The sequence below is a fragment of the Lysinibacillus sp. EB106-09-02-XG168 genome, from assembly GCF_058791475.1.
Genome location: NZ_JBYTDN010000003.1, coordinates 1467614 through 1494597, shown reverse-complemented (window position 1 = coordinate 1494597; position 26984 = coordinate 1467614). Strand labels below are relative to the sequence as shown.

The following is a 26984-nucleotide window of genomic DNA, read 5'->3' as shown; positions in this document are numbered from 1 at the left end:
TAATTAAGCATCTTGTCGTATTTGATGAATGCTTTTTCCTTCAGTAAAGGCATGAATCGATTTTAATTTACCTATTGATTTGAAATTTGCCTTGTCGTAGACCTTTGCAACTTGCTCATTGATTGGCAAGATCCAGAGATATTCTAACCCCTGTTTTACCGACTCTTGCTGAATATGCTGCAGAATATATCCAATCAATCCTCGTCCTCGGTAACTTTCAATCGTCGCTACACTCTCAATTCTTCCTTGATTCCCTGTGATAAATATATTGGCAGTACAGCAAGCTTTGCCATCCACTCTTAATAAATAATACGTAAAATGCCAAGAATGATAGGTTTTCTCAAAAGCTTGTTTGATTAATGCAGGCTCTCCAAATGTAGAAATGCTCATTTCTACGGCCAATGCTTCCTCCATATTGGTATCTGTTACAAGTTCAATCTGTATGGCTGGATTTAGTGATAATTGCGCGTATTCACCATTCCAGCACTGTACATCATCTGTAAAACTTTCATATTGAAAGCCATGATTCTCTAATGCCTCTATACATGACTGATTTTCCTCCACATTGTATAAATACAACCTTGGGGTAAGCGATTTTGACTGATAGAAGTCTTTTATGTTCTTTAAAAATATATTTGGCTCGACAACCTTCCTCCAAATGTGTGCATGGTTGGCGTCGAAATAGGTTGGCATTTCTCTATTGTAAAAAAATACTCCTTCATTACATGTTTCTATCTCACTAATACTTTTAATATAATCAATATCTAGCTGCATGATATGCTCAATTTTATGCATGCTCTGTTCCTCCCTCAATCCATTTTTCATATAAACCCTCTAACTGCTGTTCAAGCTTTTGACGTTGCTCCTTAACAAGTGTCGGCTCCTTTAATCTCATTTCGAGCTTTTCAATTTGTTCTTCAATTGGTATTTCTTTTTTAACAGCATAGGATTTTTCAGGCATTTCTTTTATAACTGGTTCTTTTACTATTTCTAAGCGTTTTTGTCTTGCCCATTCATAGTCACCTTCAAAAACTTGGATCATTTCGTGCTCAATCCATGCAACTTTTGTAAAAATCTTTTGTAAAAAGTAGCGGTCATGCGAAACACCAATAATAGTCCCTTCAAAGGATTCCAGTGTATCCTCCAATACCTCTCTTGCTTCAATATCTAAATGGTTAGTCGGCTCATCCAGTATCAATAAATTAATATCCTCATGCATTAACTGCGCTAGACGTAAGCGCATTTTTTCTCCGCCACTTAAATCCTTCACTTTTTTAAAGACGTCATAACCATAAAATAAGAACTGAGCAAGAATATGACGTGCTTCAGCCTCTGACACAGAGACACTCTCACGGAAGGCATCTATTAAACGAACGGCAGGATTTTTATGCTCAAACTGTTGCGATAAGTAGCCAATTTTAACACTACTGCCGATATGGCAAACACCTTCATTTGGTTCTACTTCACCTAGCATCATTTTTAATAACGTTGATTTTCCACTGCCATTGCCACCCACAATCGCCAGTCGTTCTTCGAAGTAAACCGCTAAATTGCTTTCCTTAAATAATGGTTTCTCAAACACATGGCTAATGCCCTTCATTTGTACAACCTCTTTACCACTACGCTCAGCCATCGTTAACGCTAAATTCATTTTCTTTTTTGTTGAAGGCTTCTTCACACGCTCTATACGGGCTAGTGCTTTTTCCATACTTTTAGCACGACGATGCAAGCCATCATTTGGCGGATTCGCTTCATTTGCCCATTGCTTTAAGCGCTTTATTGTTTCCTGCATTTTTTTAATTTTCTTTTGCTGTTCTTCGTATTGAGCAAATTGCTGTTCCAGTTTAGTTTCCTTTTGTTCAACAAATGCATCGTAATTGCCAATGTACATAAATGCCTCTCCATCTTCAATTTCAATTATTTTTTGAGCCATTTGATTCATAAAGTGGCGATCATGTGATACTGCAATAACAATTCCTGCAAAATTCCGGACATAATTTTCTAGCCATTCAATTGCCTGCATATCTAAATGATTGGTCGGTTCATCTAATAACAAAATAGATGGATTACTTAAAAGGATTTGCCCTAGCATTACCTTCGTTTTCTCTCCACCACTTAAGCTACTAAAAAGTTGTTCAAGCAATGGTGTAATACCTAAACCATTTGCAATCATCGCTAATTGCGCATCAATTTCATAGCCACCCTGTAGCATAAACTGTTCCTGCACATGGCCATATTGCTGGAGTACCTTATCAGTTACAGCTAACTGCATTTCCTGCTCAAGCTTTGTCATTTTTGCCTTTAATGCATAAATATCCGCAAATGCTTCCTCCAGCACTTCCTTCACTGAGAACATAGGATACTGCGGAATTTGATGTAAGTAACCAATCGTCGCTTCCTTACTTTTTATGATTCGCCCTTTATCTGGCATATCCAAACCAGCTAGTAACTGTAATAAAGTCGTTTTCCCACTGCCATTTACGCCAACAATGGCAACATGCTCCCCTGTATTTACTTCTAATTGAAGCCCTTCAAATAAAATATTTCCACCAATAATTTTTTGTATTTGTTCAGCCTTAATTTGCATCGTTTTTTCCTCCAATGAAACGTGCGAAAAACATCTATAGACACAAAAAAGACTGCTCGATTAACAAGCAGTCTTTTCCTCATTATTTTGTGAAAAAGAATGGTTAATTCGCTACGTTTGATATTTGATTTTGCTTAAAAATGGACAAACCTATCCCGTTGTTCGCAAAATCGAAAGTAATCACACGTGCAAAATACATAGCTGTATCCACTTTTACACATGTTTTCGTAGCGTTTTTATTCATTCCTTCTCACCTCCGTTCAATATAATTAAATTTATATTACCATAATTCAGTAATTTTTGAAAAGGAAAAAATACATTCTTTCATAATTTTTCAGCCTTGCACCATAACGAAGGTTGCCGTTCCGGTCGAGTACCATCACTCATTCCCCAATCAAGATATTTATTAAAAAGATGCGAACTCTTGTACAAATACTTATGTACTAGAGCTCGCACTCTGATGTAATTAATCAACTATTATGGTTGTAATTAAAACATTGTATTTTTTTCTTGTACCACAAACTTATCGTCATACTTATAAAAATTAATGCACCGACAGCTGTAACCCAAAAGAATATGTTTCCTCCAATAGTTGATGAATTAAAAAATATACCGCTAATAACAATACATACACAACTTATAATCCCTGACAAAATAATGGATAACTGACGATTTAGTTGAAAAATGAAAAATATAAGTACAGTACAAATATATAGAACACTTACTGTCATAATAGTCGGAAAAAATGGTTGGAATTTAGCAGCATAGACAAAGTAATCAAGCTGGCTAATATCCTGTCCATTGTTTATCTCAATATTAAATATATTAGAGAATGGGGTTGAATACTTCCATTCCAGCGTATTATCTACGATATCACTTCCCTCATACCAAGAAATAGCTGTTGACATCAATAAAATTAAGAAACCAAGAATTAGTTGAATTACATATTTAAACAATGCTCTTCTCCCTTCACCTTTTGAATTTAAAGACGTTTCAATAAGTTTTCAGTTTCATAAATACCAGGTTATATGGATTAAAATGGGTGTATCACTACCATTTCAAATGGACACTTTTTTGGCCTTTGAGTTTAATTCCTTTATCAAGATAAGATAGCGTATTTAATAAAGCATTTTTTCTCTTTTTGCAAGCTATTAGAGTAGGACATACTTTTTAAGAATTTGTACGCCTATCTTTATTACATAAAAAGATGCCCTTGTTAAATATCACAATCAATGGCAAAAGTATGATAGAAATTTATTAAACTAATACATAATTAAATCAAAGTCAGAAATTTCCCCATCTAAAGTAAAATATAACCTGAATTCTCCTACATTCTTCCCCTTATAATCTATCTTAAGTATGAAACCACTTGATTAACAAACTCAGGGAAGTTTCTCAATTCAAGTGAGATTTTTTTAATATAATAGCCCACATTTGTTTGCACAAGTTCCCAAAAATCGAATTTCATCTTCAAGTAATTAAAAATCCCTTTCAAAATCAACCTTTATTTTACGTGTTCCTTCATATGGAAATGGAATAGCCATTATCAAATCATGCTCGTCTGATATTAACGAGAGCACTTTTTCTTTATCCAAACCAAAAGACCTCCTACTAGATGAATATATTTCCAAAAGGAACTCTCTCCCATTCGGTGAAATATCGACTTTTTATAACGAAATTGTACAATTAACTGCTCCATCGACATATCCCTTAATTTATTAAGGAACAATTTAGCTTCTTTATATTCAACACTACTATTTATCAAATCCAATAAAAAAAGAGGCTGATGGGATACATCAGCCTCTAGGTTTTCGCTTTTTTCACAAACATCTTTACAAACGGTACGAGGAAAACGGATACGACCAGCACTCGGAACAGCTGAAATGCGGTGACGATCGTGACATTTGCATGAACGGAAGCGGCGATAATCCCCATTTGATCAAGCCCGCCTGGTACGATACTTAAAAATCCTGTTCGAAAATCAAGTCTGTAAAAATTATCCACGACAAATGTTAAGCCATAAGCAGCACCAACAAAGATCCCTGCCGAAACAAAAGCGTAAAACACATGCTTCTTCGATAAATGTAAATCCTCTTTTCTCAATAAAAGTCCGATATAAATACCAAGCATTAGTTGCGCAATATGAAGTAGGGACAATGGCAATTTTGGTACGTCAATCCCTGCTATATTTATGCAAATCAATAAAAATACTGGGCCTAACATATAGCCTGTTGGTATTTTTACATTTTGTGCAAGCCAACCCGCTACTCCACACACAGCAAGTAATCCTATTAAGCTCCATGTATAAGCTCCGTTAGCAACTACACCAGTTCCCCCAGAGCCTGACACCATTAATGGCACAAATCCGACGATTAAAAGAACCCTTAATATTTGGAAAAACGTAATCACGACCATATCCATGTCCCCTTGCTCCTCGGCAAAGGCAACAACTTGTGACATGCCACCAGGTACACAGCAAGTCAACGCGGTCGCAAAATCTAAATCCGCACGTTTCGCCACTATATAACTAACTCCAAAAAACAGGGCAATAAATAATACGTTTAAAACAATCATACTCCCTATAAATTGTTTAATATCCTGTACCGCTTCTGGAGTAAACGCAAAACCAATGGAATAGCCCGCAACAATTAACCCAAAATTACGAAAATATTTATGCCATTTCAACTGTACTTTTGTTGATAACTGAACTATTAGCACTGCAGTTATAGCTCCAAGTAACCATGGCATTGGAATATGTAATAAATTAAATAACATCGCACCTGTTAAGCCAATACATAATGTAATAAACATGTACTTGTCAAAAATAAACATAGAAGCAACCCCTTGTAACTGTATAATTCTATTATGCCGTGAACTTGCCTACTTTTCTACTTCATCACTTTTTTGCAAAGTCATATATCGTTCAAATTGAACCTGTTATCGATAAAATTTAACCTCTTATCCAAGATTTTCTCCAAGCCAAAATTTTCTATGCTACATTATTATTACCTGATTCAGTGTTTCTCCAAGCGGAGATATGTAAAGGAGGCCTCCAATGAAAATTCATTTAACAATCAATAGTGAACTAGAAGAAACTGAGGTTCATATACATGCAAAGGAATACACCGAGCAAATTGAACGCCTGATGAAGCAGCTTCAAGCTTCACAAACAACAATGCTAGATGGGTACTTTCAACAGGAAATTCATATGCTAAAAATTTCGGATATTTACTCCATTTACGCAGAGGGTGCAAAAGTTTTTTTGCAGACGGAGGAACAAGAATTCGAAACGAAGCGGAAATTATATGAGTTAGAAGCACAATTAGCGAAAGACTTTGCCCGAGTTAGTAAATCGACACTCGTCAACATTAATAAAATTGCCTCTATTCAAATGGGTAAAATCGGTACAACAGAACTGATTTTAGAAAACGATGTGTCCGTTCATGTTAGCCGCAAATATTTAAAAGAACTAAAACAACACTTAGGTATCGGGAGGGACTCATAATATGAAATTTATTCGCATGATGATTATTGGAATACTCATATCACTTAGCTCTTCCTACGTCTTAGTAACATTAAGTGTCATATCTAATAACTCTATGATATCAGGGCCGGAATTACTTGAACAAATTATCATCGCAGCTATACTTGGAGCTGTAATAGGTCTGCTGTCCACCATCTTTGATATCGAGCGTTTACCTTTTATTGCTCAGTTTATTTTACATGTAATTGCAGTTACCCTGTGTGTGTTGATTGCAGGCTATTTCGGGCGCTGGTTTGAACATTCAAACATTACGTCTATTTTTATAAGTGAAGCCATTATTTTCTTTTTCGCTTGGTGCATTATTTATGTAATCCAAAAAAATGATATTGCAAAAATCAATCAAGAAATTCAAAAAAGAAAGGAATAAACAATATGACCTTTGCTATACAAGTTGAAACTCTATGTAAGCAATATGGTAATCAACAAGCCGTAAAAGGTATTTCATTTACGGTTGAGCAAGGTTCCCTCTTCGCCTTTTTAGGTGCAAATGGAGCCGGGAAATCCACGACCATTGAAATACTCTGTACATTATTAAAAAAATCAAAAGGTACAGTAAACATTAATGGCTACACACTTGATGCAAGCAATGACAATGCCGAAATTCGAAAATCTATAGGTGTCGTATTCCAGCAAAGTTTACTAGATGAACGTTTAACGGTGCAGGAAAATATCCTTCACCGCGGTAAAACATATGGCTTATCGAAAAAACAATTAACCGAAAACTATCAATTCGTTTCAACATATTTGCATTTAGCTGATATTGAAAAACGCAAATACGGGACTTTATCAGGTGGTCAAAAAAGGCGCGCTGATATCGCTCGAGCCCTTATCCATCGACCAAAAATATTGTTTTTAGATGAACCGACAACTGGACTTGATCCACAAACGCGTCAATTCGTTTGGCAAGCCATTAAGCAGCTTCAGCTCGAAACAAACATGACTGTTTTTTTAACAACACACTACATGGAAGAAGCAGCTGTCGCTCATCAAGTAATCGTCTTAAAGGAAGGAGAAATTGTTGCTGAAGGTACACCAGATGCTCTAAAAACAAAATACGCCTATGATTCTATGGCGCTTGTTTTTCATAATAGTTCTGAAGGGATACAGTGGCTTGAAGACAATGCCATCTCTTATACAGAAAAGCTAGGTATTTTCTCCATCCGAGTCGACTCGACACTTCATGCTTTAACACTATTAAAAAAAGCAGAGTCGCTTATTGCTTCGTTTGAAGTCATCAAAGGTACGATGGACGATGTCTTTCTTCATATTATGGCCGAGGGAGGAGCAGCTTAATGGAAGCACTATTTAGCTTAGTCCAACGAAATAACAAGGTTTTTAGACGTGATAAAACACAAGTCTTTTACTCGCTGCTTTCCGTCATTATCGTCATTATCCTTTACGCAGTATTTCTTCAAAAAGCGCAAGTACATGCAATAGAACAAATGACAAAGTCTACTCCCGAATTGATAACGATGGTCAATGAATGGATTGTCGCTGGTTTACTCTCTATGACTGCGGTTTCGACTACACTTGCCGCGTATGGAATTGCTGTTAGGGATCTTGAATCAAAAGCGCAAGCTGATTTTCTTACTGCTCCGATTTCGCGAACAACCATTCAATTTAGCTATGTATTAAATGCCTTTATCATTGGCTGTATTTTTTCCTTTATCGCCCTTATTGGCTGTGAAATTTTTATCGCAACAACTGGCGGTCAGCTACTAAGTTTTGAGGCTTTCATCAAAGTAGTAGGATTACTATTTATATCTGTGTTACTGGCCAGTGTTTTTAACCTGTTCCTTGTATTACTTGCTAATACGCAACATTCATTTTCAACACTTAGTACAATCGTCGGTACAGCACTCGGTTTCTTTTGTGGTGTTTATGTACCTGTTGGTGCACTTCCATCCTTTGCTCAAAATCTTATTATGTATTTCCCTATTAGTCATACAACGCTACTACTACGTAATGCCTTTATGGAGAACTCAATTTCCAAGGTTTTCGAAGGTGCGCCTGCTTCACAGGTGGAAGATTATAAAATAATGTATGGCATTGTCTATGACCTTCACGGAAGTATACTAAGTACCTCAACAAGCATTATCATTATTGTCGTAACAATTATTGTGCTAGCCATCTTATCTATCATTATTTTTAAAAAGAAAAACAAATAAACATTTTCGCACATCGTTTATAAAACGATGTGTTTTTTATTGATTTATTACAAACAATTTGTTATTTTAATAATAAATAAGCAAACAAAACTACAAATCGTTTGTTTTATAGGAGGATACCCAATGGATGTAAATGAATTATTTTGGCAAGCTTCAATCCATGACATAAAAAAAGGCTACAATGATGAAGCTACACACTTCACTTGTTTACTTTGCGGAGAAAAAATTGAAAAAGGTATTATTTATCCACATGAAGGCGTTCTCTTCGAAGCAGAAAAATTTATGCAACATCATATTACTGCTGCACATCAATCTGTATTTCATTATTTAAATGGCCTTCATAAAAAAAGGACAGGACTCACTGATCATCAAAGTCATATTTTACGTTTATTTTACGAAGGAAAAACTGATCAAGAAATTAAAGAAGAGCTGGAAATTGGTAGTGCAACAACGATACGTCACCATCGCTTTACGCTTAAAGAAAAGGAACGTCAAGCGAAAACGTTTCTTGCAATGATGGAGCTATTAAAAGAACAGAATGAAAAAGAAGACAGCTTTGTACCCATTCACAAAACGGCAACGATGGTCGACGATCGCTATAATATTACAATTTCTGAAGAACAGCAATTACTTGAAAAGTACTTCCCAAACGGCATCGGCAAGGAGCTTGTCCGCTTCCCAAAACGCGAAAAGCATAAAATTGTAATACTACGTGCAATCACAAAGCTTTTCGATGAAACAAATCAGTATTCAGAAAAAGAATTAAACGAAATGATTCAACCGATATATGAGGATTATGTGCAAATACGTCGCTATTTAATCGAATACGGCTTCATGGATCGAAAAGAGGATGGCAGTGCTTACTGGATCAAAAAATAAGAAAGTAGGGTTACTAATGGACCATAAAAAAGAATTAAAGGAACTGTATAAAGAAATAAAAATCGAAGCTGGTGTTTTCACAATGACCAATAAACAAAATGGTAAAGTGTTTGTAGGTAGCTTCAATAATTTAAAACGCTTAAACGGCTTTCAGTTTATGCTAAAAACAAATACACATACTAATAAAGAGCTACAAGTCGATTACAACACTTTCGGCAACGATGCTTTTGATATTGAAGTTGTGGAATATTTGAAGAAAAAAGAAGAGGGTTATTTCGATGCCAAAAAAGAGCTAGAAAAACTAGAACAAAAATGGCTCGACGAGCTGCAGCCATTTGGTGAACTAGGATATAACTAGATATGCATGGAAGCTACAAAAAAGAATCTGCTTTCTCCGCGGTTAAACTGGAGAAACTTGCAGATTCTTTTTTAATTTCATATATAATGTTGTTTCGCGCGGGTATTCACATATTCCTTTTAGGCAGTGGCGTAAAATCAGCTGGATCGTAGTATTTCTTTGTTGATTCTACACCCATTCCTTTGCCTAGGGCATTACTTTGACGCACCGATATTTAACACTTCAATTCTTCAATAACTGAATTTCTTGTTGAGCTTTTTTTGTTAGCTTACCGAAAACTAGCTCATAAGAATGTTGGATTAAATTTTCAACTAAATCCATAGGTACATCATCTACATCCATATAAATTGAATTCCAATGTGTTTTATTCATATAGTAGCCTGGAATAATACCTTCATAGGCCTCTCTCAACTCTTCAGCTCGAATCGGTTCACATTTCAACGTAAGTACCGGTCTACCAGTAGAATCGCCGCCCAGCATCCCATACATTTTACCCCCAATATGATAGCGATCCGCCTGCCATTCTTCTTTGTAATCATATGTTGTTCCGTGAAGCTTTAAGCAATATGCGTGAATTGTTTCTTTGCACATGATTTAACCCCCTAATATAAAAACACACGTTCGATTATATTAATTATAATCCACAACGTGTGTAGAAGGAATACATATTTATTTGTTACTTGCAAGACATCATTTTTTACGCGAATCCAGGATACCCTTTACTTTATACCTCTATCAAACACGCCGATGACCTCGATAGTTTGCAATATATTGACGAAAGCTTTGGTGTCTGCTTCCTTTATCACCCCTTTTACTTCAGCAAGTTGATAGCGCGTAATAACCGTAATTAAAACTTTACGCCCTTCGCCTGAATAAGCGCCTTTCGCATCTATAATAGTTACACCTCGATGAAGCTTTTCCAGTAGCTGCTGTTTGACTTCCTCACCCTTGCTCGTAATAATCATCAATGTCAATTTAATATGACTCGTATGAATCGTGTCGACAACCTTCCCTGTAGCATAAATCGATACGAGCGTCAGTAATGCCGCATCCCAGCTAAAAACGAATCCAGAGATAGCTACAACGATACCGTTCATCGCAGAGATTAATGTACCAAGCGGAAAATCCCGCTTGCGACTTAGCAGCATCGCTATAATATCAAAACCTCCCGAGGAGCCTGCCGCTCGAAAAATCATGCCCATCCCTAAGCCCACAATAACACCACCGAATAAGGAGGCGAGAATTGGGTCTTGGGTAGCTTTATGGATTGGAATAATATACAAACTTGCTGACAAAACAACTACTGAAAGAATGGTATATCCTATGAATCGTTTCCCCAGCTTTAAGACCCCTATAATAAGTAAAGGCAAGTTCAATAGTAAATTTATTACCCCTGTATTTAAAGGCGTAATAATACCAAGCATGATTGCAATCCCGCTTAATCCCCCACTTAAAATCTCATGTGGAATTAACAAAAAATTATAGGCAAAGGCGACTAGTATCGATGAAAGTGTAATAACGACAATATTACGCATAACAATTCCCCTATCATTAACGAACCGTTTTAATCTTAGAATACCCAACTTATTCGTTCAAAAAACCTGGAGTATCGCAGTTAAAAAAACGACATTTATTTCTTATGATATTCTTTTTTCTGCTCCTCTTTTATCGGCACTTCTTTTAGAGGCTCCTCTTTATTCTCTTCTACATTCTCTGCAACCTTATAAATACGTTCAAGCATTGGCGGATGTGTATAACGGAACCACTTTACGAGTAACTGTGGATTTACTTCACTTAAACCTGATATCGTTAGCTTTTGGAATGCAGTAACTGCGGACTCTCGATCACCCGTTAATGAAATCGCATATTGATCAGCTCTCGTTTCCTGGTACCGCGAAATATAATTCGACAGAGGGCTTGAAGCAAATAATAAAACGGATGTTATGAGTAAAAACAATGGATAAGAGCTTATATCACCGATTTTTTTAATTTTTAATACCTGACCGTAACGTCCAATCATCCACTTAAAACATTTCGCTGATAGCCATAACCCTAGCAATGTCAGCAAAAGATATCCCGCAATACCAAAATAAATATGCTTCTCAACGTAGTGTCCCATTTCATGAGCCATAATATATAATATTTCATTATCTGTTAAACGATTTAACGTTGTATCCCAAAGCACAATTCTCGAATTACTGCCGATACCTGTTACATAAGCATTTAAGGCATTTGTCTTTTCTGCCATATTGACTTCATATACATGCTCTGCTGGTATATTTGCCTGTTCAGCAATAGACAAAATTTTCGCCTCTAGCTCTTTATTTTTGAGTGGATAAAAATCATTATATAAAGGATCGATCACTACAGGTTGAATAAACATTACAAATATTGTAAACGGAATCGTTAGAAACCATGCATAGAGCCACCACCTTTTGGCACTTTTTTTGATGAGCCAATAAAGGACAGATACGATAATTAAACTCATGCCAAAGTTGACCCAAAAATCAATAATGCCATCCCGCATCCATGACGAAAATCCTTGTGTACTAATTCCGTAGGCTTTACTTAATTTGTAACGATAATAATCGAGTGGAAATAGTACAACATATAGTAAAAGTGATAATGAAAATAAGTAACTTGCATTTTGTAACAGCTTCCATTTTGCTTGTGACGTCGCTACCTTTTCGAAATAACGTGATACGCCCATTATTAATATCATGAAAAAGACTAACCATTCCAAAGGTGTAGCAACAAAGAATAGGAAGTTCCGGATTTTCGAATATTCACCACTTAAATATAATTCTTTTTCAGACATAAACATCACTGGATCTGCGGCTGTCCCCTGCATCGCTCGTGGTATAGTACCACCACCGCTATGGAATATATACCAATACATACACAGCACATATACACCGAATATAAGTAGCGCGACAATTCCCATTTTTTTCGCTATGTCATTTCCTCCCTTGTTCAACACTAAGTTCGTCCTATAGTAAGTGTAAGCTAAATTAAAAAAGTTAGAACAATTTTTTCTTTGTTTTTATTTACCTTCTACCCTACTTGACACTTAAAAGAAAAAATTCGCCCCACTTCTTCAAATAAGTGACAAACCATGGATGCTAATGCACCACAGCTTGTTCGCTTTTACAAGAAGTGTCGCGAATTTTAAAAAACTTATATTTTACTTATCCATAACAAATCCCGTTTTGCCACGTTGATCATGACTTAAATACCCTGCAGATTCTAATTCATCATGCCAATTTTTTTCTATAACAGCAGCCTTTAATGCATCCTCCTCTTTCGTTGATAATTCTACCATCGTCTCTCCTTGGTATTGCCAAACCTCAATATCTGCCGCATAGCCAGCAAAGCTTCCTTTATATGTTGTAGCCTTTGCAGGACCATAAACTACAGCTTGGGATAAAGTATTTTGATACCATGATTCGGAATCCCAATTAAAAATTTTCTTCGGAGCATTTTCTAAAATTAATTTTTTTGCTGCACTTGTATCCACTGCATCATAGGAAACTTTAGATGTCGTCTTTAATGATTCCTTACGGCTTATCGTAAACGTACGATTGCCATCTTTAATATCCATTTCAAATTTATAGTTAGATTCTGCTCCCGTAAAACCATGACTTTCTGTTATTGCAATTGCTTCATCCAGTGGTGTATTTAAAAATCTCTTTTTATAGGTGATATCCAATTTATTGCTCCCTTTGTAGACACGCAAACGGTGGATATAATCCTCATTTAAAAAATCTTTACTTGGAGTATCAAAGAAATATACCTTCACCTCATCTTTTTTTGTAGCTTGGAAAACATTTAAAATATCTGATTCAGCAAAGAGGTCTGATTTAATATTATATTTAATTTCATGCTCTGGATCGATTGCTGCCTCCGCTTTTGTGGAGCCGAACCCAATAATGCTAACAAGTACAATGCCAATTAAGCATAAATTCACTAAACATTTCTTCATATGATCTCCTCCTTTAGTAATTACAAGAAAGTCGTTTCGCTATTCGTTAATGAACTGTGAAAATAGATTGTTTTATGTGCATGTATTTTCTTAGATAGTGCGATGATATCATGAAAATCCGGATGTGTTTTGTAAAAAAAATCCTTATATTGATTTTTGAAAAGCTTCATTTTGTATTTGCCTCTATTCCAATAACCCGTAAAGATGACTATAGATGTAGGTTTTTTATGAAGTAGCTTCACTAATTTAGCTTCATCACGCTCAGGAACAAAATAAATGACGTTTTCACTTTCTGCTTTCTTTGCCAAACATTCTAATTTAAACTGTTGCAAAATAGTTTTTTTAGTAGCCAATAAATTTTCTGGTGCCTCAAAGTAATTTTCAAATAAGGATAACAATTCAGGATCTACACGTATCGCTCTAGTTGTATGCTGAAAAAGATAGGCTGCAATATCGGCTGTTTTTCCAGAGAATGAGGATGGGAAAATGATTGGGCGGCCTGAATTCACATTGATATATTCGGTCATTTCCTCCAATACTTCTAAATTATCGATGCGTTTTTCTACATGGCCGCTATCAATAATGGCTACATTATAAACATTCCTGTCCTCTATCGGTAGCGTCGCTTTCAACAAATAAGAGTCCACTACATAATCGCCAGAATAAAATATCACCTCCTTAAAAAAACGAATCTTATACCATACGCTTCCTATTAAATGCCCATTGTAACCCCATTGAAAGGCTATATGATTCCTAATATCTATCCACTCACCAATTGACTCTGATTGAAAGGTTCTTGTATTTTGGCAAAACTGCTTTAATTGCTGCGCAGTCATATTACTCATAATTATTGGCCCTGTGTATCCCCATTCCTCAAGTAAAGGAAGAGCACCTGTATGATCTGTATGTGAATGTGAAATAAATACTGCATCAAGCTTCGCCACATGAGCTTGTGTTAAATTCGGAAGAGTCTTTTGTCGATTGTTCATCACTCCGCAATCGAGTAAAATGGCATGTCCATTATTTTCAATGAAAAAGCAGTTACGGCCATACTCACCGACCCCACCTAAAATCTCTACATTAAGCATCCGCACGTCCTCCCCCTTTTTGTAACAAGGTAAACAACAACATGAAAATAATAGTCATTATGACTGTTATTACTGCAACAGCCATTCCTTCCCCGACATTTCCTTGCTCAAATTGACTATAAATAAATGTTGCACCAGTCTCTACCGAAGGGGGCAAAATAAGTAATCCAGCGACAAGCTCACGCATGGAAATAATAAACGTCATCGTCATTCCAGCAAGAATTCCCTGCATTAATAATGGAATGATAATCTGTCGATAAATAGCCCAACTACTTCGCCCAAAAATAGCTGCCGATTGGAATATCGAAGAATCTAATTGTGATAAAGAGGACTTTATATATTGCACGGAATACGGTAAAAAGAGTACACAATATGTGACCACAACCATTGCCTTTGTGTTATAAATGGTCGCTGGTAACCACGGTGAATTCCAAAACATGATTAACCCAACTACAAAAACAATTCCAGGAATAATATTAGGCATTAAACTAAAGAAATCTAATACTTGTTGCTTTTTCGTTTCTCCTTTTTTAATGTATAAGGCAATAAACAAACCAATAATCGCTGTAACGACAGCTGTGATTATGGAGAAAAGAACACTATTTAAAAATGCTGACAATCCTGCACTTCCACTTGTAAACACTTCCTGATAGGAGGCAAAACTAAAATTCCCTGCTTGCAAACCATCTCCCCTAACTTTTTGCAAAGATGTTACGACAATCGAAAAGTAAGGAATACCGATCGATAGCAAAATAACGATCCCCACAAAAAGCCACGAACCAAGCTTGACATACCACTTATCTTTAATCTCGCGAATTGCTGGTGTTTTTCCTGAAAGCACGCTATATGTATATTTGCGCCCAATAAGGTTTTGAAAATACCAAATCACGAGACAAACCGACAGTAAAAATAATGAGAGCGATGTCGCCATACTAATATCTACAGGCCATCTAGATAGGTAAGAATGAATTTCCGTAGTAAATACTTGAAAACTAATTCGATTACCAAATGTTGCAGGTGTTCCAAATTCAGCTAACGTTTTGATGAAAATTAGCAAACTTCCTAGAACATAGCTTGAAACCAATAAAGGTAAAATTATTTTCGTCCAATTTCTCCAAGGGCTTCGGCCAAAAATTAGGGCAGCATCAAGAAAGGATCCATTAATTCTTAATAGCGTATTTTTTAGCATTAAATATAGAAAAGGAAAAAGGTGCAAGCTCATAATCATGACCATTCCAGACAAAGAGAAGAACGCTTCAGTCATCCAAGCAGCACTTGGAAATAGCTGTTGGAGAAATCCATTATTTTGCATAAACAATATCCAACCCATCGAGCCAATATACGGTGGAGTCATAAACGGAATCGTTAGAACAATGTCTAGCCAATTATATTTATACAAGCTTGTTTTCGTTCTTATTAACGCCATAGGGAATGCTATAATTGTTGTCCCTATAATAACTAAAACTCCTAGTAGTATAGAGTTTCCAAGAGTATGCCACACTCTCTCGTTAGCAAACATTCTATTAATTTGTGAAACATCTAATTGCCAATCTTTCATAAATGTATAAAACACAATGGCAATTAACGGTGCGATAGCAAACGTGATGACAAGTGTCAGTAAAAATCCAAAAGTTCGTCTACCTTCCATAATCATTGATATTTCAATCCTTCCCTAGAAAAACTTAAAGGAGGCTAGAAAACCTCCCAAAACTACTTAACGAAATATATCATTGAATTTAGTTAATACTTCAAGCTGCTTCGCTTCTGCACCCTCCCAGTTCACGTTTAGCTGAGGAATTTCATCTAAAGCAGACCGATCCTTTACAGTTATATCTTTGTTGCCTGGTAGTAAGTATGCACCTGCGACAAGTTTTTGCCCTTCATCTGACAGTAAAAAATCAACGTACGCTTTTGCACTCTCTACATTTTTTGCATCCTTCAAAATACCAACAGCTCGTGGACTGACAACTGTCCCGCTTTTTGGATAAATAATCTCTACTGGTTCCCCATCAGCTTTTGCTTTATAGGCCATGTAATCTACCCCTGAAATTGCGGCATTTTTGTCACCAGTAATAACAGCATCTAACGCTTCCTTATTGGCTCCACTCACCTGTAAACCATTTTCTTTCCACTTCTCCATCGTAGTCCAAGCCGTTTTTTCCGCTTCTGTATATCCGTATAGGAAATCTACTGCAGAGCCTGACATGCTTGGATCCGGTATATTGATCTTATTTTTCCATTCAGCTTTTGCTAAATCTGTCCATTCTTCTGGAGCCTGTTGCGTATTTTTTGTATTATAAGCAATGCCTAAAGCTGAGGCACTGTAACCATAGTAATAACCTTGTGCATCTGACCAATCACTATTAATTTTCTTTGCATTTGCAGCGTCTTTATAGCTTTGAAGCTGATCTGTTTCCTTTAAGCCATCCATAGAAGCGACAGAGGCTAGTACAACAACGTCTGCTACAGGGTTATTTTTCTCCGCTTCTAAACGCGATAATATTTTGCCTGTTGTCCCTTGGAACATCTCTACTTTTATTCCTGTTTTCTCTTCAAATGCTTGTTGAATATTCGCTGCTAAACCATCAGGACCAGCAGAATATACCGTTAAAGTTTGTTCTTCTTTCGGCTTTGCACTTGATTTTTTATCGCTTTCTACTGTTTTATTTCCACAGCCCGCTACTGCTAATGTTAAAAGAATCCCAGCTGTAGCAAATAGTTTTACACTTCGTTTTTTCAATGTAAACCCTCCAATTGATATATTTGTTTTTCATCAATAAAAACCTCAAGCTGCTTTCCATGTTCGATAGGTTCTGCCTCGTAAAAGCTCCAGTGCTTACCATCTACCTGTGCCTGCACTAAATATCGATCACCAACAAAAGTACTTTTTACAATCATCGCTTGTTTCGCAATTGTTCCTGGGCGTGCTACTCTGGAAACTCCTTCAGGTCGCACAATATAATTACCCTTATCAAACCAGTTCACTTTGCCGATAAAATCCGCTACATATGGTGTTGATGGAGCATGATAAATTTCTTCTGGCGTTCCTACTTGCGCAATTCTACCTGCCTCCATCACGATAATTTGATCTGACATTGCCATTGCCTCTGTTTGATCATGTGTGACAAAAATTGCCTGACAATCTAGCTTATGAATAATATGCATGATTTCGTCTTGCATTTTTTCTCTTAGTACTGCGTCGAGCGCCGATAAAGGTTCATCAAACAAAATAAGCTGCGGATTAGTCGCAAGAGCCCTCGCAAGTGCTACCCGTTGCTGCTGTCCCCCTGATAACTCTCCAGGCTTTCGTTTTTCAAGCCCTTCCATTTTCACCAATCGCATAACATACTCCACTCGAGCCGGAATATCTGACTTTTGAACAATTCCCTTCAGGCCAAAAGCAATGTTTTGGAAAATAGTCATATGAGGCCATAACGCAAAATCCTGAAAAACCATTGCAATATTTCGCTTATTTGGTTTTACATTTTTACGGAGTTTAGATGAATAAATGATGGTTTCATCAAAACGAATTTCTCCATTTGTCGGTTGTTCAAGTCCAGCTAATATTTTTAATAACGTTGTTTTACCGCAGCCTGATTGTCCTAAGATTGTAATGAATTTGCTATCCAGCTCAATATTTATAGGCCATAACGCTTGAGCCTGCCCATATTTTTTCTCAATATTCATAAATGAAATTTTCATAATATCCTCCTTGCTAATTACAACTATAAATTCCAGATATTTAGAAAATATTAATCTACTATTAATAACTCGTTAAAAAAAATCTAATAAACTAAAGCAAATACAAGATTTTTTCTAATTTACTTTAGGAGGATAAAATGAATAATGTGAAATTACAGGCGTTTTGCCTACTTGTAGAATTAAAAAAATTGGCTCCTGTTGCCAAAGAGCTTGGTATTACAGCACCGACAGTATCTTTTCATATTCGTTCAATTGAAGAGGAATACGGCATCCGTTTATTTCGGACAAATGCAGGTGGATACCGTTTAACAGAAGCAGGAGAAGGACTCTATCATTACGCTCACAAAATTGTACAGCTGCAAAAAGAAATGAACCGTTTTGTTGAAAATCTTTTGGTGGGGAATATCGGCTCCATTCGACTTGGAGCAAGCGGGTTGCCCACGCATATTTTTATGCCCGATATAATTCATCACATTTCTACAGCTTATCCCGATATCCGAATATCACTGGAAGTAAAAACAGCACCCGAAATAGAGCAAAAGATAGCCCTTCAAGAATTAGATTTCGGGCTAATCATGGAAACAAAACAAGAAAATTCATCCATTGTTTACGAAACAATTGGTGAAGACGAACTCGTATTGGCATTAAGCCCTACTCATGAACTTGCAGCAAAAAAGGACATCTCAAAAGCAGATGTCCTAAAAAACAAAGTATTGTTGCACACTTCCTCAAGTTCAACGAATCATTTTATAGAAAAATGGATGGACCCACTTCACCCATCCATTTATACGATCGAGCTAGATTCTGTTAGTACTATTAAGAAGATGCTTACTTTTGGAAAAACAATTGCCTTTTTGTCAGTTGCTCTTATTGAAGACGAGTTAAAATCAGGATTATTGATCAAAAAGGACTTACACGATGTGACACTTAATAGAAAGATCCAACTTATTTACTCTAAATGCCGTTTAGATAGCAAAATGGACTCATTTGTAAAAACCTCAATTTATGATTTAGCTAGGAAATTAAAAATATATCCTTATATGACATAATTTCATAGTCAACAATAATAACATGGAATGGGAGCTGTCTATCCCTAAGAAGGGAGGGATGTACTTGCTAACTGAGTTACTGACAAAAGATACTATACAACTCGCAAATTTTGTAGATACTTGGCAGGAAGCTATTCATTTAGCCGCAAGTCCACTATTAAAGCAGCATAAAATCGAAGAGCGCTATATTCAGGCAATGATTCATTCCATTGAAAAGCACGGACCTTATGTAGTCATTACACCAAAAGTAGCGATTCCACACGCACGGCACACAGAAGGAGTTAATGAGCTAGCAATGAGCCTATTAAGCTTACAAAAACCTGTTTTGTTTGGTTCAGAAAAGCCTGTTTTCTTAATTATCGTCTTAGCTGCGACCGATCATACGTCACATCTGCAGGCATTAGTTGACTTAACAAAAATTTTACAAGCACCAAATCAAATCGATAGCATCATCGCCTGCCAGCATAAGGACGATATTATCAAAGAAATTCAACAAATTGTGGCAAAGGAGTAACCTTAATGAAAATTTTAGTAGTGTGCGGGAATGGCTTAGGCAGTAGCTTTATTATGGAGCTGAATGTAAAAAAAGCGTTAACTGAACTTGGAAAAGTAGCAGAAGTAACGCATACAGATTTAGCATCTGCCAAGGCAGAGGAAGCAGATATTTATATTGGTGCGGACGATATTGTCAATCAATTGCCTGAAGAGAGAGGTCACATCGTTCGTATTATTAATATGATGAGTATTTCAGAAATTAAATTAAAGCTTAAACCGTTGTTATGAAGTATTGATTTTTTTGAAAGGCTATTTTCTCAAAAATTGTTGCTGTTAAAACAATAAGGCAGATTTAATCTACAAAGCGGTAACTTCCAATCAGACACTCAACTGGTTATTTAGCTGTAAAATGCTCAATATTCGATATCTGTTCTTTGTGAATGACTGTTGTAACACCTTGAACAACTTGGCTATTCCCGTTCCACATTTCGATTTTCGTATTTTTTCTAAGTCAAAAATTCTTTCCCAACTTTGTTCCATTGTGATATTTAATTTATCTTGTTCAAATAATTTACTTTCTTCATCTGTCATTGGGCAAAACCAGTCATTTAATACACAATGCCAAGCCTCAAAATCAGATAGAAGGACTTTATTATCGGGTACTTCAACTGTCAAACATACAGCATCCGTTCCTTTATAAAAGTGTCTTTCATCATTCAAATTTGGTTTTTTTGTCCAAAGCCAAATTGGAAGTGAACCATCATTGTTTATCCTTCTGTCCATTTGTTTAATCATCCATTTATATGAAGGTAAGAAATCTTCATCAACAAAAACTTCGTTCCCTGTTAGAATCCCTTGTTCATTTATTTGTTTAAATGCTTCAATTGTTTGATTGGTAAAGTAAACACCCATATATCAAACTCCTAGTCTTAGATATTTTGAAAAATTATATCAAAAAACAACAAACTTTACGAAAACAGATATTTGAAAAACGAATGAAAAATTGGATAGGATGAGGTGTTAATATGTTAGATATTATTATGAATGACATTTTAGGAACACCAGCTATATTAGTCGGCCTATTCGCTTTTGTCGGTTTATTAATCCAAAAAAAGTCAGCTTCAACCGTTCTTTCTGGTACGTTAAAAACGATTATGGGCTTTGTTATACTTGGCGCGGGTGCAACCGTTTTAATTGGTTCTTTAAATCATTTTAGTAATATGTTTGATCATGCATTTAATGTCCAAGGGGTCATCCCAAATAATGAAGCGATTGTAGCAGCCGCACAAACTAATTTCGGTACAGCCACAGCCATGATCATGGTTTTCGGCATGATTATGAACATTTTATTTGCGCGATTTACACCTTTAAAATATATATTTTTAACTGGACATCATACATTATTTATGGCGTGTTTAATTGCAGCATCGCTTTCAGTCGGCGGTATGAGTGGCACACCGCTTATTATTGTTGGCTCTATTCTACTTGGTATTTGCATGGTCGTATTCCCTGCCATTTTACAACCAACTGTTCGTCAAATAACAGGTAGTGATGATTTTGCTGTCGGTCATTTTGGAAGCATTGGCTATTATGTATCCGCTAAAATTGGAATGTTCATTGGAAACAAAGCCAAATCAACAGAAGATATAAAAGTCCCAAAATCTCTAGGTTTTTTAAGAGATACATCTGTAGCTGTTTCGTTAACTATGAGTCTATTTTTCATTATCGTTGCCCTATTCGCAGGTCAAACCTATATTGAGGGACAATTATCTGGCGGTTCAAACTTTATCGTCTTTGCCATTATTCAAGCTATTACCTTTGCCGCTGGTGTCTATATCATTTTGGCTGGCGTACGGATGCTAATTGCCGAAATAATTCCTGCTTTTAAAGGGATTGCAGATAAACTTGTGCCAAACACAAAGCCTGCATTAGACTGCCCTACGATTTTCCCATTCGCACCAAATGCTGTGATTATCGGCTTTTTGTTTAGCTTTGTAGCTGGCCTAGTATCGATGTTTATACTCCCCCTCATAGGGCTAAAAGTGATTGTACCTGGGCTTGTGCCTCATTTCTTCACGGGTGCGGCTGCAGGAGTATTCGGTAATGCAACTGGTGGTAGACGCGGCGCTATGGTAGGAGCATTTGCCAACGGATTAATTATTAGCTTTATCCCTGCGATTCTACTGATCTTTATGGGTGATATCGGCTACGAAGGAACTACATTTGGCGATTCAGACTTTGGCATTGTGGGAATCATCATTATAAATATATTAAAGTTATTTGGTGCAGTTTAATATAAACGATTGGCTTCGCAAACACTTTAAATGTTTGCGAGGCTATTTTAATTGACAAAGAAAAAGGTTATTTTTCGAAACATACATTTTTTAACAATATACCCCTACCTTTTTCACTATCCACATAGAGAAAATTCATTAAAAAGCGAACTAAATACTCAGTGTTTTAAAAATATCGAGAATGATTTAAACCCATTTCCCTCTAGTAAATTACAAAAAATCTGATAGTATTTAATGGTAAAATAAAAACCCATTGTCTGACATCTGACTTAGAACGATTTTTTGCCGATATACATCATACATACAATTGGAGGTACTTATTTTGAAAAAATTAATGATTGGCTTTTGTTTAATAGTTTTGTTACTAGTAGCAGGCTGTTCAACAACTCCATCAGAAAAAGCGCAAGATGACTATAAAATTGGGATCTTACTCTCAGATGCAGGGCTCGGAGACGAATCGTTTAATGATTCAGCTTTTAAAGGGCTTGAGAAAGCACGTGATGAGCTTGGTATTTTGTTCGATTATAAAGAAGCGCCTGATGGCAATTACGAACAGAAGCTAGAAGAACTGGTAGCAGAAAAGTATAACGTCATTATCGGTCTTGGCTTTTCTGTACAGGAAGCTTTAGAAAAGACTGCGAAGAAATATCCTGATCAGCAATTTATCCTTATTGACGGACAATCGGATGTTGCAAATATCACTTCTATAACCTTTAAAGAGCAGGAAGGCAGCTTTTTACTCGGAATGGTTGCAGCAATGACAAGTAAAACTGGAAAAATAGGATTTATTGGTGGTGTAAATGTTCCAGTTATCCATCATTTTGAAAATGGCTATATTGAGGGAGCTCGATATTTTAATCCAAATATCGAAATAGTTAGTGAGTATGCTGGCACATTTGATGATACCGAGGCTGGTGCTGCAATCGCAGAACGTTACAAAAAGAACGGCGTAGATTTTATTTATCATGCAGCGGGATTCACAGGCTTTGGCTCTATAAAAAAAGCTGAAGAAATGGGCATTTATGCGGCGGGAGTTGATACTGATCAATTTTACATAGCCGAAAAGACAGTCGTAACATCGATGTTAAAAAATGTCGACCAAGCTGTTTTTAAAATGGCCAATACATTAGTTGAGGACGGGAAAATTTCCGAAAAATCGTTTTTATTTGGTTTAGCTGATAACGGAGTAGGGCTTGCGGATATACGTGTTATTAAACTTACACCTGAGCAACAGACTGCCATTGAAAAAGCAAAAGAAGATATTGTCTCAGGTAAAATAAAAGTTACTGCAGAAAAGGGGAACAGCCAGTGACACTTCGAAAAAAATTATTTATGAACATACTTATACCCATTGTCCTCGCCATGGCTATGATTGGCTTTATTATCGTACAAACATTTGATATACAAACAACCGCAGAAGATGATACAGAGCTATTACTGGCAGTGAAAGAACTTGAGCAAAGTTTAGTTGTAGCGAGCCAATCACTAAATAATTACACATATTTAGCTAGTGAGGCCAATAAAAATGAAGCTCTTTCCATTTTAAAAGAAACAAAAGTAAATTTAGAAAAACTCTCAACGATTGCAAAAGTAGCTGAGCATAAGGCTATCATCAAAAAAATCGAGGGTAAATACGACGAGTTAGCAAAAGCTTCTGAAGCAGGGTTTCTTGCTCACAATCGCCCTGAAATTAAAAAACAAGCAATAAGAATATCTGGTATTTTGAATGATATGTATCTACTAAAAAAAGAAACAAATGAATGGTATAAAGAAACGAATGAATTAGCAAAGCAAAAAATTTCGTTCATTACTACAACAACAATTATCGGAAGTATCCTTTTAATTATTGCTACCATCATTTTCTCGTATGTCGCAACGAAAAAAATTACAAATCCTATTAACCGAATTGTGGATTATGTACAATCGGTGGCTGCAGGGAATTTGACAATTGACACCTCTGCCCTCTCCTTTAAGAAAGGCAGTCGAAACGAAGTTGATCAATTAACTGAGAACTTTTCCACAATGATTGTTAGCTTAAAAAGCACCGTACAATCCATTGATAATGTAGGAAAAAATGTTGGTCTCTTCACAAAGGATGTCACAAGTTATATTGAAACGATTAATGAAGGTAGTCTACAAATTGCTACATCAACGGACGAATTGGCGAAGGGAAGCCTCACTATTTCAGAAGATATCCAGTCAACTGCAATCCTTATGAATACGATGGCTGATCAATTTACTACTGTTCAGCAGACGAGTGAACAATCAGCAATAAACGGCAATAAGGCACTTACTGCTGTCCAAAACGGTCGAAGTTCACTTGAAAAGCAATCCTCTATTGCGAAGGATATTTCATCCACTTCGATCAACATCAAAGAGGCCGTTACTCAATTCTCTCAATTTACAACAGAAATTGAAGGTGCCGCTAATGCAGTCCATGCTATTGCTGATCAAACAAATCTCTTAGCATTAAATGCTGCAATCGAAGCTGCACGTGCTGGAGAAGCTGGAAAAGGATTTGCAATTGTTGCAGAGGAAGTCAAAAAACTATCTCATGAAACCGAAAAAGCAACGGCTTTCATCTCTTCTATGGTGACACATATACAAGATGGCATTACGCTCATTCTTTCTACGACAGAGCAGGGACATCAGCTGTCAAAAGAACAATTACAATCGATGACGGATACAGAGAAGTCATTTGAAGAAATTGCAACTCATGTGCTAGACATTAATGATCAGTTACAGCATCTTAACGAAGATATGGAACAAACAAGCGAAATGAGTCAGCAAATGAACAGTGCCATTGAAAACATTTCAGCTATTACGGAAGAAACTGCTGCTGGAACAGAGGAAATATCAGCTTCTACCCAAGAGCAGCTACAATCCTTCCAGAAAATTAGTGAAAAGGTATCAGAACTTCAAGACATGACAAATACATTGTCTGTAGAGCTTAAAAAATTCACATTATAATGATGATTGCAACTTTTGGAAAAATGAAGACACATAATAAGAAAAGCAAAATCCCGAATAACGTTCAATATTCGGGATTTTGCTAATTCAACTATTATAAAGTTAAAATACCATCAACTACAATTATTGATTCTACCTCTTCCAGCACTTAGATTAAGATAAATATTTCATTGTTAAATGGAGAACTGCAACTTCATCTCCTGTGTTTTCATAACTATGCTTTCTATTTGCTTCAAATTGAATAGAATCAAATTCGTTTAATGTATATATTTCTTGTCCAACTTGAATCGAAATTGTCCCTTTCATTACTGTGACATATTCGATAGCTCCTTCATGATGAGGTTCTGCTTCATATATGCTATTTGGTTGCAAACAAGCACGATGCATTTCCAATCCTGTTTCTTTTTTGTACCGAAATATTGTTTCTAATCGCCACATTTGATTTTCTTCTATAATAAATCCTTCTCCGCAGCGTGCAACATTTACTATATCTTCTATAACCATGAGCCGTGACAACGGAATAGATAATCCTTTTGTAATCTTCCAAATGACGCCTAATGTAGGATTCGTTTCTCCTCTTTCGATTTTCCCTAACGTTAATTTACTAACACCCGTTTTTTTTGCTAACTCTTCTAAACTTAATTTTTGTTCATTGCGTATTTGTCGTAACAATTGACCAACTTGCAGAATTACTTCTTTTGTTTGCATATCCTCTTGTTCTTTCATAGGAACCTCCACTTTCGGTATATTATAGTTTACTTTTAATATAAATAATTATATTATAATATATATTAAGAAAGGAGCGAACGAAATGCGTGCTATCTTATTAGGTATTTTATCATCTGCGTTTTTTTCAGCTACATTTATTATAAATCGAGTTATGAACGTATCAGGAACAAGCTGGGCTTGGACTGCTTCCTTCCGATTTTTATTCGCTTTACCCATTTTATTCTTTATCGTCCTATTTCGCAAAAACCTTCGTCCACTATGGGTAGAAATGCGTAAACATCCTTTGGAATGGCTTGGTTATGGCACAATAGCCGGGGTTGGATTTTATTCTTTATTAAGCTATGCTGCTGTGTTTAGTCCTGCATGGCTCGTAGCAGGTACATGGCAAATAACTATTTTAGCTGGCTTGTTATTATCTCCGCTATTTTTTATTACAATAGAGACGAAGTCAGAAGTTAAACGAGTTCGCGGTAAAATTCCAATGCGAAGCTTACTCGTTTCCTTATTTATTTTAACAGGTGTCATTTGTATGCAAATAACAGAAGCTGGGGATATTACTGTTTCTCAATTTTTATCTGGCTTCCTCCCTGTAGTCATCGCTGCATTCCTATATCCATTCGGAAATAGAAAAATGATGGAAGTCGTTGATGGTCGCTTAGATACATTTCAACGCGTGTTAGGCATGGCAATTGGAAGCCTTCCAGTCAGTATTATATTAGCGATTTATGGTTGGACTACAACTGGCATACCAACATCTGGGCAAATCTCACAAGGTTTCTTATTAGCATTATGTTCGGGTGTTATCGCCACAATGACATTTTTCTTCGCTACTGACTTAGCGAAAAATAACCTTTCTTTGTTAGGGGCAGTAGAGGCAACACAAGCTGGAACAATGGTATTTACTGTTCTTGGTGAAATGCTTTTTTTAAACGGTTCTTGGCCTGTTGGAGTATCTTTAATCGGTATGATCATTATTATGATTGGAATGATAGCTAACAGTATTATCAATTATGCCTCGGCATAATTGCGTCCAGAATCGGCTTTGCGCTTAGGCCTGCACGATGCAGGTCAGTTAGCCGTTATCGCATGGATGCGATGAACTTAGGCTAACATCCTATATTGAACTCTTTCCGATTCCT

28 protein-coding genes are annotated in these 26984 nt (G+C 36.3%); 13 read left to right on the top strand and 15 right to left on the bottom strand.

All coding sequences use genetic code 11. The features are described from left to right. Positions 1–3 precede the first annotated feature (3 nt). From AC3WSO_RS08020 to AC3WSO_RS08000, 5 genes are all read right to left on the bottom strand, one after another. A complete protein-coding gene (locus tag AC3WSO_RS08020; RefSeq protein ID WP_492530127.1) occupies positions 4–795 on the bottom strand; it encodes a GNAT family N-acetyltransferase in 792 nt (263 codons plus the stop codon). Further along, a complete protein-coding gene (gene abc-f, locus AC3WSO_RS08015) occupies positions 788–2587 on the bottom strand; it encodes a ribosomal protection-like ABC-F family protein (protein ID WP_492530126.1) in 1800 nt (599 codons plus the stop codon). The genes AC3WSO_RS08020 and abc-f overlap by 8 nt, the downstream gene beginning before the upstream one ends. A gap of 103 nt (positions 2588–2690) precedes the next feature. Further along, a complete protein-coding gene (locus AC3WSO_RS08010) occupies positions 2691–2831 on the bottom strand; it encodes an RAxF-45 family protein (protein WP_166672191.1) in 141 nt (46 codons plus the stop codon). A 226-nt stretch (positions 2832–3057) separates the two neighbouring features. Then, entirely contained in the window at positions 3058–3543 is a 486-nt protein-coding gene (locus AC3WSO_RS08005) for a YjdJ family protein (protein ID WP_492530125.1), read from the bottom strand. 847 nt (positions 3544–4390) lie between these two features. Next, positions 4391–5419 (bottom strand): AbrB family transcriptional regulator, encoded by a 1029-nt coding sequence (locus AC3WSO_RS08000; protein WP_492530124.1) that lies wholly within the window; start codon positions 5417–5419, stop codon positions 4391–4393. 223 nt (positions 5420–5642) lie between these two features. Here AC3WSO_RS08000 and AC3WSO_RS07995 point away from each other — a divergent pair, with 223 nt between their 5' ends. The 6 genes from AC3WSO_RS07995 (at position 5643) to AC3WSO_RS07970 (ending at position 9536) form a co-directional block, all read left to right on the top strand. After that, entirely contained in the window at positions 5643–6092 is a 450-nt protein-coding gene (locus AC3WSO_RS07995; protein ID WP_492530123.1) for a LytTR family DNA-binding domain-containing protein, read from the top strand. Position 6093: 1 nt separating this feature from the next. Beyond that, positions 6094–6498, top strand: a complete 405-nt coding sequence (locus AC3WSO_RS07990) for a DUF3021 domain-containing protein (RefSeq protein WP_492530122.1) — start codon at positions 6094–6096, stop codon at positions 6496–6498. A gap of 5 nt (positions 6499–6503) precedes the next feature. Next, positions 6504–7424, top strand: coding sequence for an ABC transporter ATP-binding protein (locus tag AC3WSO_RS07985; protein WP_492530121.1), 921 nt, complete (start codon positions 6504–6506; stop codon positions 7422–7424). After that, entirely contained in the window at positions 7424–8299 is an 876-nt protein-coding gene (locus AC3WSO_RS07980) for an ABC transporter permease (RefSeq protein ID WP_492530120.1), read from the top strand. Before AC3WSO_RS07985 ends, AC3WSO_RS07980 begins: the two co-directional genes overlap by 1 nt. 123 nt (positions 8300–8422) lie before the next feature. After that, the gene (locus AC3WSO_RS07975; RefSeq protein WP_492530119.1) at positions 8423–9178 is read left to right on the top strand and encodes a DUF2087 domain-containing protein; all 756 of its coding nucleotides are present in this window, start codon (positions 8423–8425) and stop codon (positions 9176–9178) included. Positions 9179–9194: 16 nt separating this feature from the next. Next, positions 9195–9536, top strand: coding sequence for a GIY-YIG nuclease family protein (locus AC3WSO_RS07970; RefSeq protein ID WP_492534283.1), 342 nt, complete (start codon positions 9195–9197; stop codon positions 9534–9536). A gap of 222 nt (positions 9537–9758) precedes the next feature. Here the strand turns inward: AC3WSO_RS07970 and AC3WSO_RS07965 are convergent, their stop codons facing one another. The 8 genes from AC3WSO_RS07965 to AC3WSO_RS07930 form a co-directional block, all read right to left on the bottom strand. Then, positions 9759–10127, bottom strand: coding sequence for an MmcQ/YjbR family DNA-binding protein (locus AC3WSO_RS07965; protein WP_492530118.1), 369 nt, complete (start codon positions 10125–10127; stop codon positions 9759–9761). Positions 10128–10255: 128 nt separating this feature from the next. Further along, positions 10256–11071 (bottom strand): YitT family protein, encoded by an 816-nt coding sequence (locus AC3WSO_RS07960; protein WP_492530117.1) that lies wholly within the window; start codon positions 11069–11071, stop codon positions 10256–10258. A 95-nt stretch (positions 11072–11166) separates the two neighbouring features. After that, positions 11167–12492, bottom strand: a complete 1326-nt coding sequence (locus AC3WSO_RS07955; protein ID WP_492534281.1) for a M48 family metallopeptidase — start codon at positions 12490–12492, stop codon at positions 11167–11169. 228 nt (positions 12493–12720) lie between these two features. Then, positions 12721–13518: a CYTH domain-containing protein gene (locus tag AC3WSO_RS07950; protein ID WP_492530116.1), complete on the bottom strand. Its 798-nt coding sequence runs from the start codon at positions 13516–13518 to the stop codon at positions 12721–12723. A 20-nt stretch (positions 13519–13538) separates the two neighbouring features. Then, positions 13539–14606, bottom strand: a complete 1068-nt coding sequence (locus tag AC3WSO_RS07945; protein WP_492530115.1) for an MBL fold metallo-hydrolase — start codon at positions 14604–14606, stop codon at positions 13539–13541. After that, positions 14599–16260 (bottom strand): ABC transporter permease, encoded by a 1662-nt coding sequence (locus AC3WSO_RS07940; protein WP_492530114.1) that lies wholly within the window; start codon positions 16258–16260, stop codon positions 14599–14601. Before AC3WSO_RS07940 ends, AC3WSO_RS07945 begins: the two co-directional genes overlap by 8 nt. Before the next feature lie 60 nt (positions 16261–16320). Beyond that, positions 16321–17346, bottom strand: a complete 1026-nt coding sequence (locus AC3WSO_RS07935) for an ABC transporter substrate-binding protein (protein WP_492530113.1) — start codon at positions 17344–17346, stop codon at positions 16321–16323. After that, the gene (locus AC3WSO_RS07930; RefSeq protein WP_492530112.1) at positions 17343–18308 is read right to left on the bottom strand and encodes an ABC transporter ATP-binding protein; all 966 of its coding nucleotides are present in this window, start codon (positions 18306–18308) and stop codon (positions 17343–17345) included. The genes AC3WSO_RS07935 and AC3WSO_RS07930 overlap by 4 nt, the downstream gene beginning before the upstream one ends. Before the next feature lie 137 nt (positions 18309–18445). Here AC3WSO_RS07930 and AC3WSO_RS07925 point away from each other — a divergent pair, with 137 nt between their 5' ends. Genes AC3WSO_RS07925 through AC3WSO_RS07915 form a run of 3 tightly spaced genes read left to right on the top strand, consistent with a single transcriptional unit; the run spans position 18446 to position 20140 of the window. Then, positions 18446–19357: a LysR family transcriptional regulator gene (locus tag AC3WSO_RS07925; RefSeq protein WP_492530111.1), complete on the top strand. Its 912-nt coding sequence runs from the start codon at positions 18446–18448 to the stop codon at positions 19355–19357. A 58-nt stretch (positions 19358–19415) separates the two neighbouring features. Beyond that, positions 19416–19871 (top strand): PTS sugar transporter subunit IIA, encoded by a 456-nt coding sequence (locus tag AC3WSO_RS07920; RefSeq protein WP_492530110.1) that lies wholly within the window; start codon positions 19416–19418, stop codon positions 19869–19871. A gap of 5 nt (positions 19872–19876) precedes the next feature. Then, the gene (locus tag AC3WSO_RS07915) at positions 19877–20140 is read left to right on the top strand and encodes a PTS sugar transporter subunit IIB (RefSeq protein ID WP_492530109.1); all 264 of its coding nucleotides are present in this window, start codon (positions 19877–19879) and stop codon (positions 20138–20140) included. 90 nt (positions 20141–20230) lie between these two features. Here AC3WSO_RS07915 and AC3WSO_RS07910 read toward each other — a convergent pair whose 3' ends face one another. Further along, positions 20231–20764, bottom strand: coding sequence for a DUF3841 domain-containing protein (locus AC3WSO_RS07910; RefSeq protein ID WP_492530108.1), 534 nt, complete (start codon positions 20762–20764; stop codon positions 20231–20233). 113 nt (positions 20765–20877) lie between these two features. Here AC3WSO_RS07910 and ulaA point away from each other — a divergent pair, with 113 nt between their 5' ends. From ulaA to AC3WSO_RS07895, 3 genes are all read left to right on the top strand, one after another. Further along, on the top strand, positions 20878–22146 hold the full coding sequence (gene ulaA, locus AC3WSO_RS07905; RefSeq protein WP_492530107.1) for a PTS ascorbate transporter subunit IIC: 1269 nt from the start codon (positions 20878–20880) through the stop codon (positions 22144–22146). Between the two features lie 322 nt (positions 22147–22468). Beyond that, positions 22469–23458 (top strand): BMP family lipoprotein, encoded by a 990-nt coding sequence (locus tag AC3WSO_RS07900; RefSeq protein ID WP_492530106.1) that lies wholly within the window; start codon positions 22469–22471, stop codon positions 23456–23458. Beyond that, positions 23455–25116, top strand: coding sequence for a methyl-accepting chemotaxis protein (locus AC3WSO_RS07895; protein WP_492530105.1), 1662 nt, complete (start codon positions 23455–23457; stop codon positions 25114–25116). Before AC3WSO_RS07900 ends, AC3WSO_RS07895 begins: the two co-directional genes overlap by 4 nt. Before the next feature lie 153 nt (positions 25117–25269). Here the strand turns inward: AC3WSO_RS07895 and AC3WSO_RS07890 are convergent, their stop codons facing one another. Further along, entirely contained in the window at positions 25270–25842 is a 573-nt protein-coding gene (locus AC3WSO_RS07890) for a helix-turn-helix domain-containing protein (protein ID WP_492530104.1), read from the bottom strand. A gap of 85 nt (positions 25843–25927) precedes the next feature. Here AC3WSO_RS07890 and AC3WSO_RS07885 point away from each other — a divergent pair, with 85 nt between their 5' ends. Beyond that, positions 25928–26869, top strand: a complete 942-nt coding sequence (locus tag AC3WSO_RS07885; protein ID WP_492530103.1) for a DMT family transporter — start codon at positions 25928–25930, stop codon at positions 26867–26869. The last annotated feature ends 115 nt before the right edge of the window (positions 26870–26984 follow it).

Excerpts from the sequence above, each read along its gene's own strand:
- AC3WSO_RS08020 (WP_492530127.1), bottom strand. The coding sequence starts at position 795 with ATGCATAAAATTGAGCATATCATGCAGCTAGATATTGATTATATTAAA.
- abc-f (WP_492530126.1), bottom strand. The coding sequence starts at position 2,587 with ATGCAAATTAAGGCTGAACAAATACAAAAAATTATTGGTGGAAATATT.
- AC3WSO_RS08010 (WP_166672191.1), bottom strand. The coding sequence starts at position 2,831 with ATGAATAAAAACGCTACGAAAACATGTGTAAAAGTGGATACAGCTATG.
- AC3WSO_RS08000 (WP_492530124.1), bottom strand. The coding sequence starts at position 5,419 with ATGTTTATTTTTGACAAGTACATGTTTATTACATTATGTATTGGCTTA.
- AC3WSO_RS07995 (WP_492530123.1), top strand. The coding sequence starts at position 5,643 with ATGAAAATTCATTTAACAATCAATAGTGAACTAGAAGAAACTGAGGTT.
- AC3WSO_RS07990 (WP_492530122.1), top strand. The coding sequence starts at position 6,094 with ATGAAATTTATTCGCATGATGATTATTGGAATACTCATATCACTTAGC.
- AC3WSO_RS07985 (WP_492530121.1), top strand. The coding sequence starts at position 6,504 with ATGACCTTTGCTATACAAGTTGAAACTCTATGTAAGCAATATGGTAAT.
- AC3WSO_RS07980 (WP_492530120.1), top strand. The coding sequence starts at position 7,424 with ATGGAAGCACTATTTAGCTTAGTCCAACGAAATAACAAGGTTTTTAGA.
- AC3WSO_RS07975 (WP_492530119.1), top strand. The coding sequence starts at position 8,423 with ATGGATGTAAATGAATTATTTTGGCAAGCTTCAATCCATGACATAAAA.
- AC3WSO_RS07970 (WP_492534283.1), top strand. The coding sequence starts at position 9,195 with ATGGACCATAAAAAAGAATTAAAGGAACTGTATAAAGAAATAAAAATC.
- AC3WSO_RS07965 (WP_492530118.1), bottom strand. The coding sequence starts at position 10,127 with ATGTGCAAAGAAACAATTCACGCATATTGCTTAAAGCTTCACGGAACA.
- AC3WSO_RS07960 (WP_492530117.1), bottom strand. The coding sequence starts at position 11,071 with ATGCGTAATATTGTCGTTATTACACTTTCATCGATACTAGTCGCCTTT.
- AC3WSO_RS07950 (WP_492530116.1), bottom strand. The coding sequence starts at position 13,518 with ATGAAGAAATGTTTAGTGAATTTATGCTTAATTGGCATTGTACTTGTT.
- AC3WSO_RS07945 (WP_492530115.1), bottom strand. The coding sequence starts at position 14,606 with ATGCTTAATGTAGAGATTTTAGGTGGGGTCGGTGAGTATGGCCGTAAC.
- AC3WSO_RS07940 (WP_492530114.1), bottom strand. The coding sequence starts at position 16,260 with ATGATTATGGAAGGTAGACGAACTTTTGGATTTTTACTGACACTTGTC.
- AC3WSO_RS07930 (WP_492530112.1), bottom strand. The coding sequence starts at position 18,308 with ATGAAAATTTCATTTATGAATATTGAGAAAAAATATGGGCAGGCTCAA.
- AC3WSO_RS07925 (WP_492530111.1), top strand. The coding sequence starts at position 18,446 with ATGAATAATGTGAAATTACAGGCGTTTTGCCTACTTGTAGAATTAAAA.
- AC3WSO_RS07920 (WP_492530110.1), top strand. The coding sequence starts at position 19,416 with ATGTACTTGCTAACTGAGTTACTGACAAAAGATACTATACAACTCGCA.
- AC3WSO_RS07915 (WP_492530109.1), top strand. The coding sequence starts at position 19,877 with ATGAAAATTTTAGTAGTGTGCGGGAATGGCTTAGGCAGTAGCTTTATT.
- AC3WSO_RS07910 (WP_492530108.1), bottom strand. The coding sequence starts at position 20,764 with ATGGGTGTTTACTTTACCAATCAAACAATTGAAGCATTTAAACAAATA.
- ulaA (WP_492530107.1), top strand. The coding sequence starts at position 20,878 with ATGTTAGATATTATTATGAATGACATTTTAGGAACACCAGCTATATTA.
- AC3WSO_RS07890 (WP_492530104.1), bottom strand. The coding sequence starts at position 25,842 with ATGAAAGAACAAGAGGATATGCAAACAAAAGAAGTAATTCTGCAAGTT.
- AC3WSO_RS07885 (WP_492530103.1), top strand. The coding sequence starts at position 25,928 with ATGCGTGCTATCTTATTAGGTATTTTATCATCTGCGTTTTTTTCAGCT.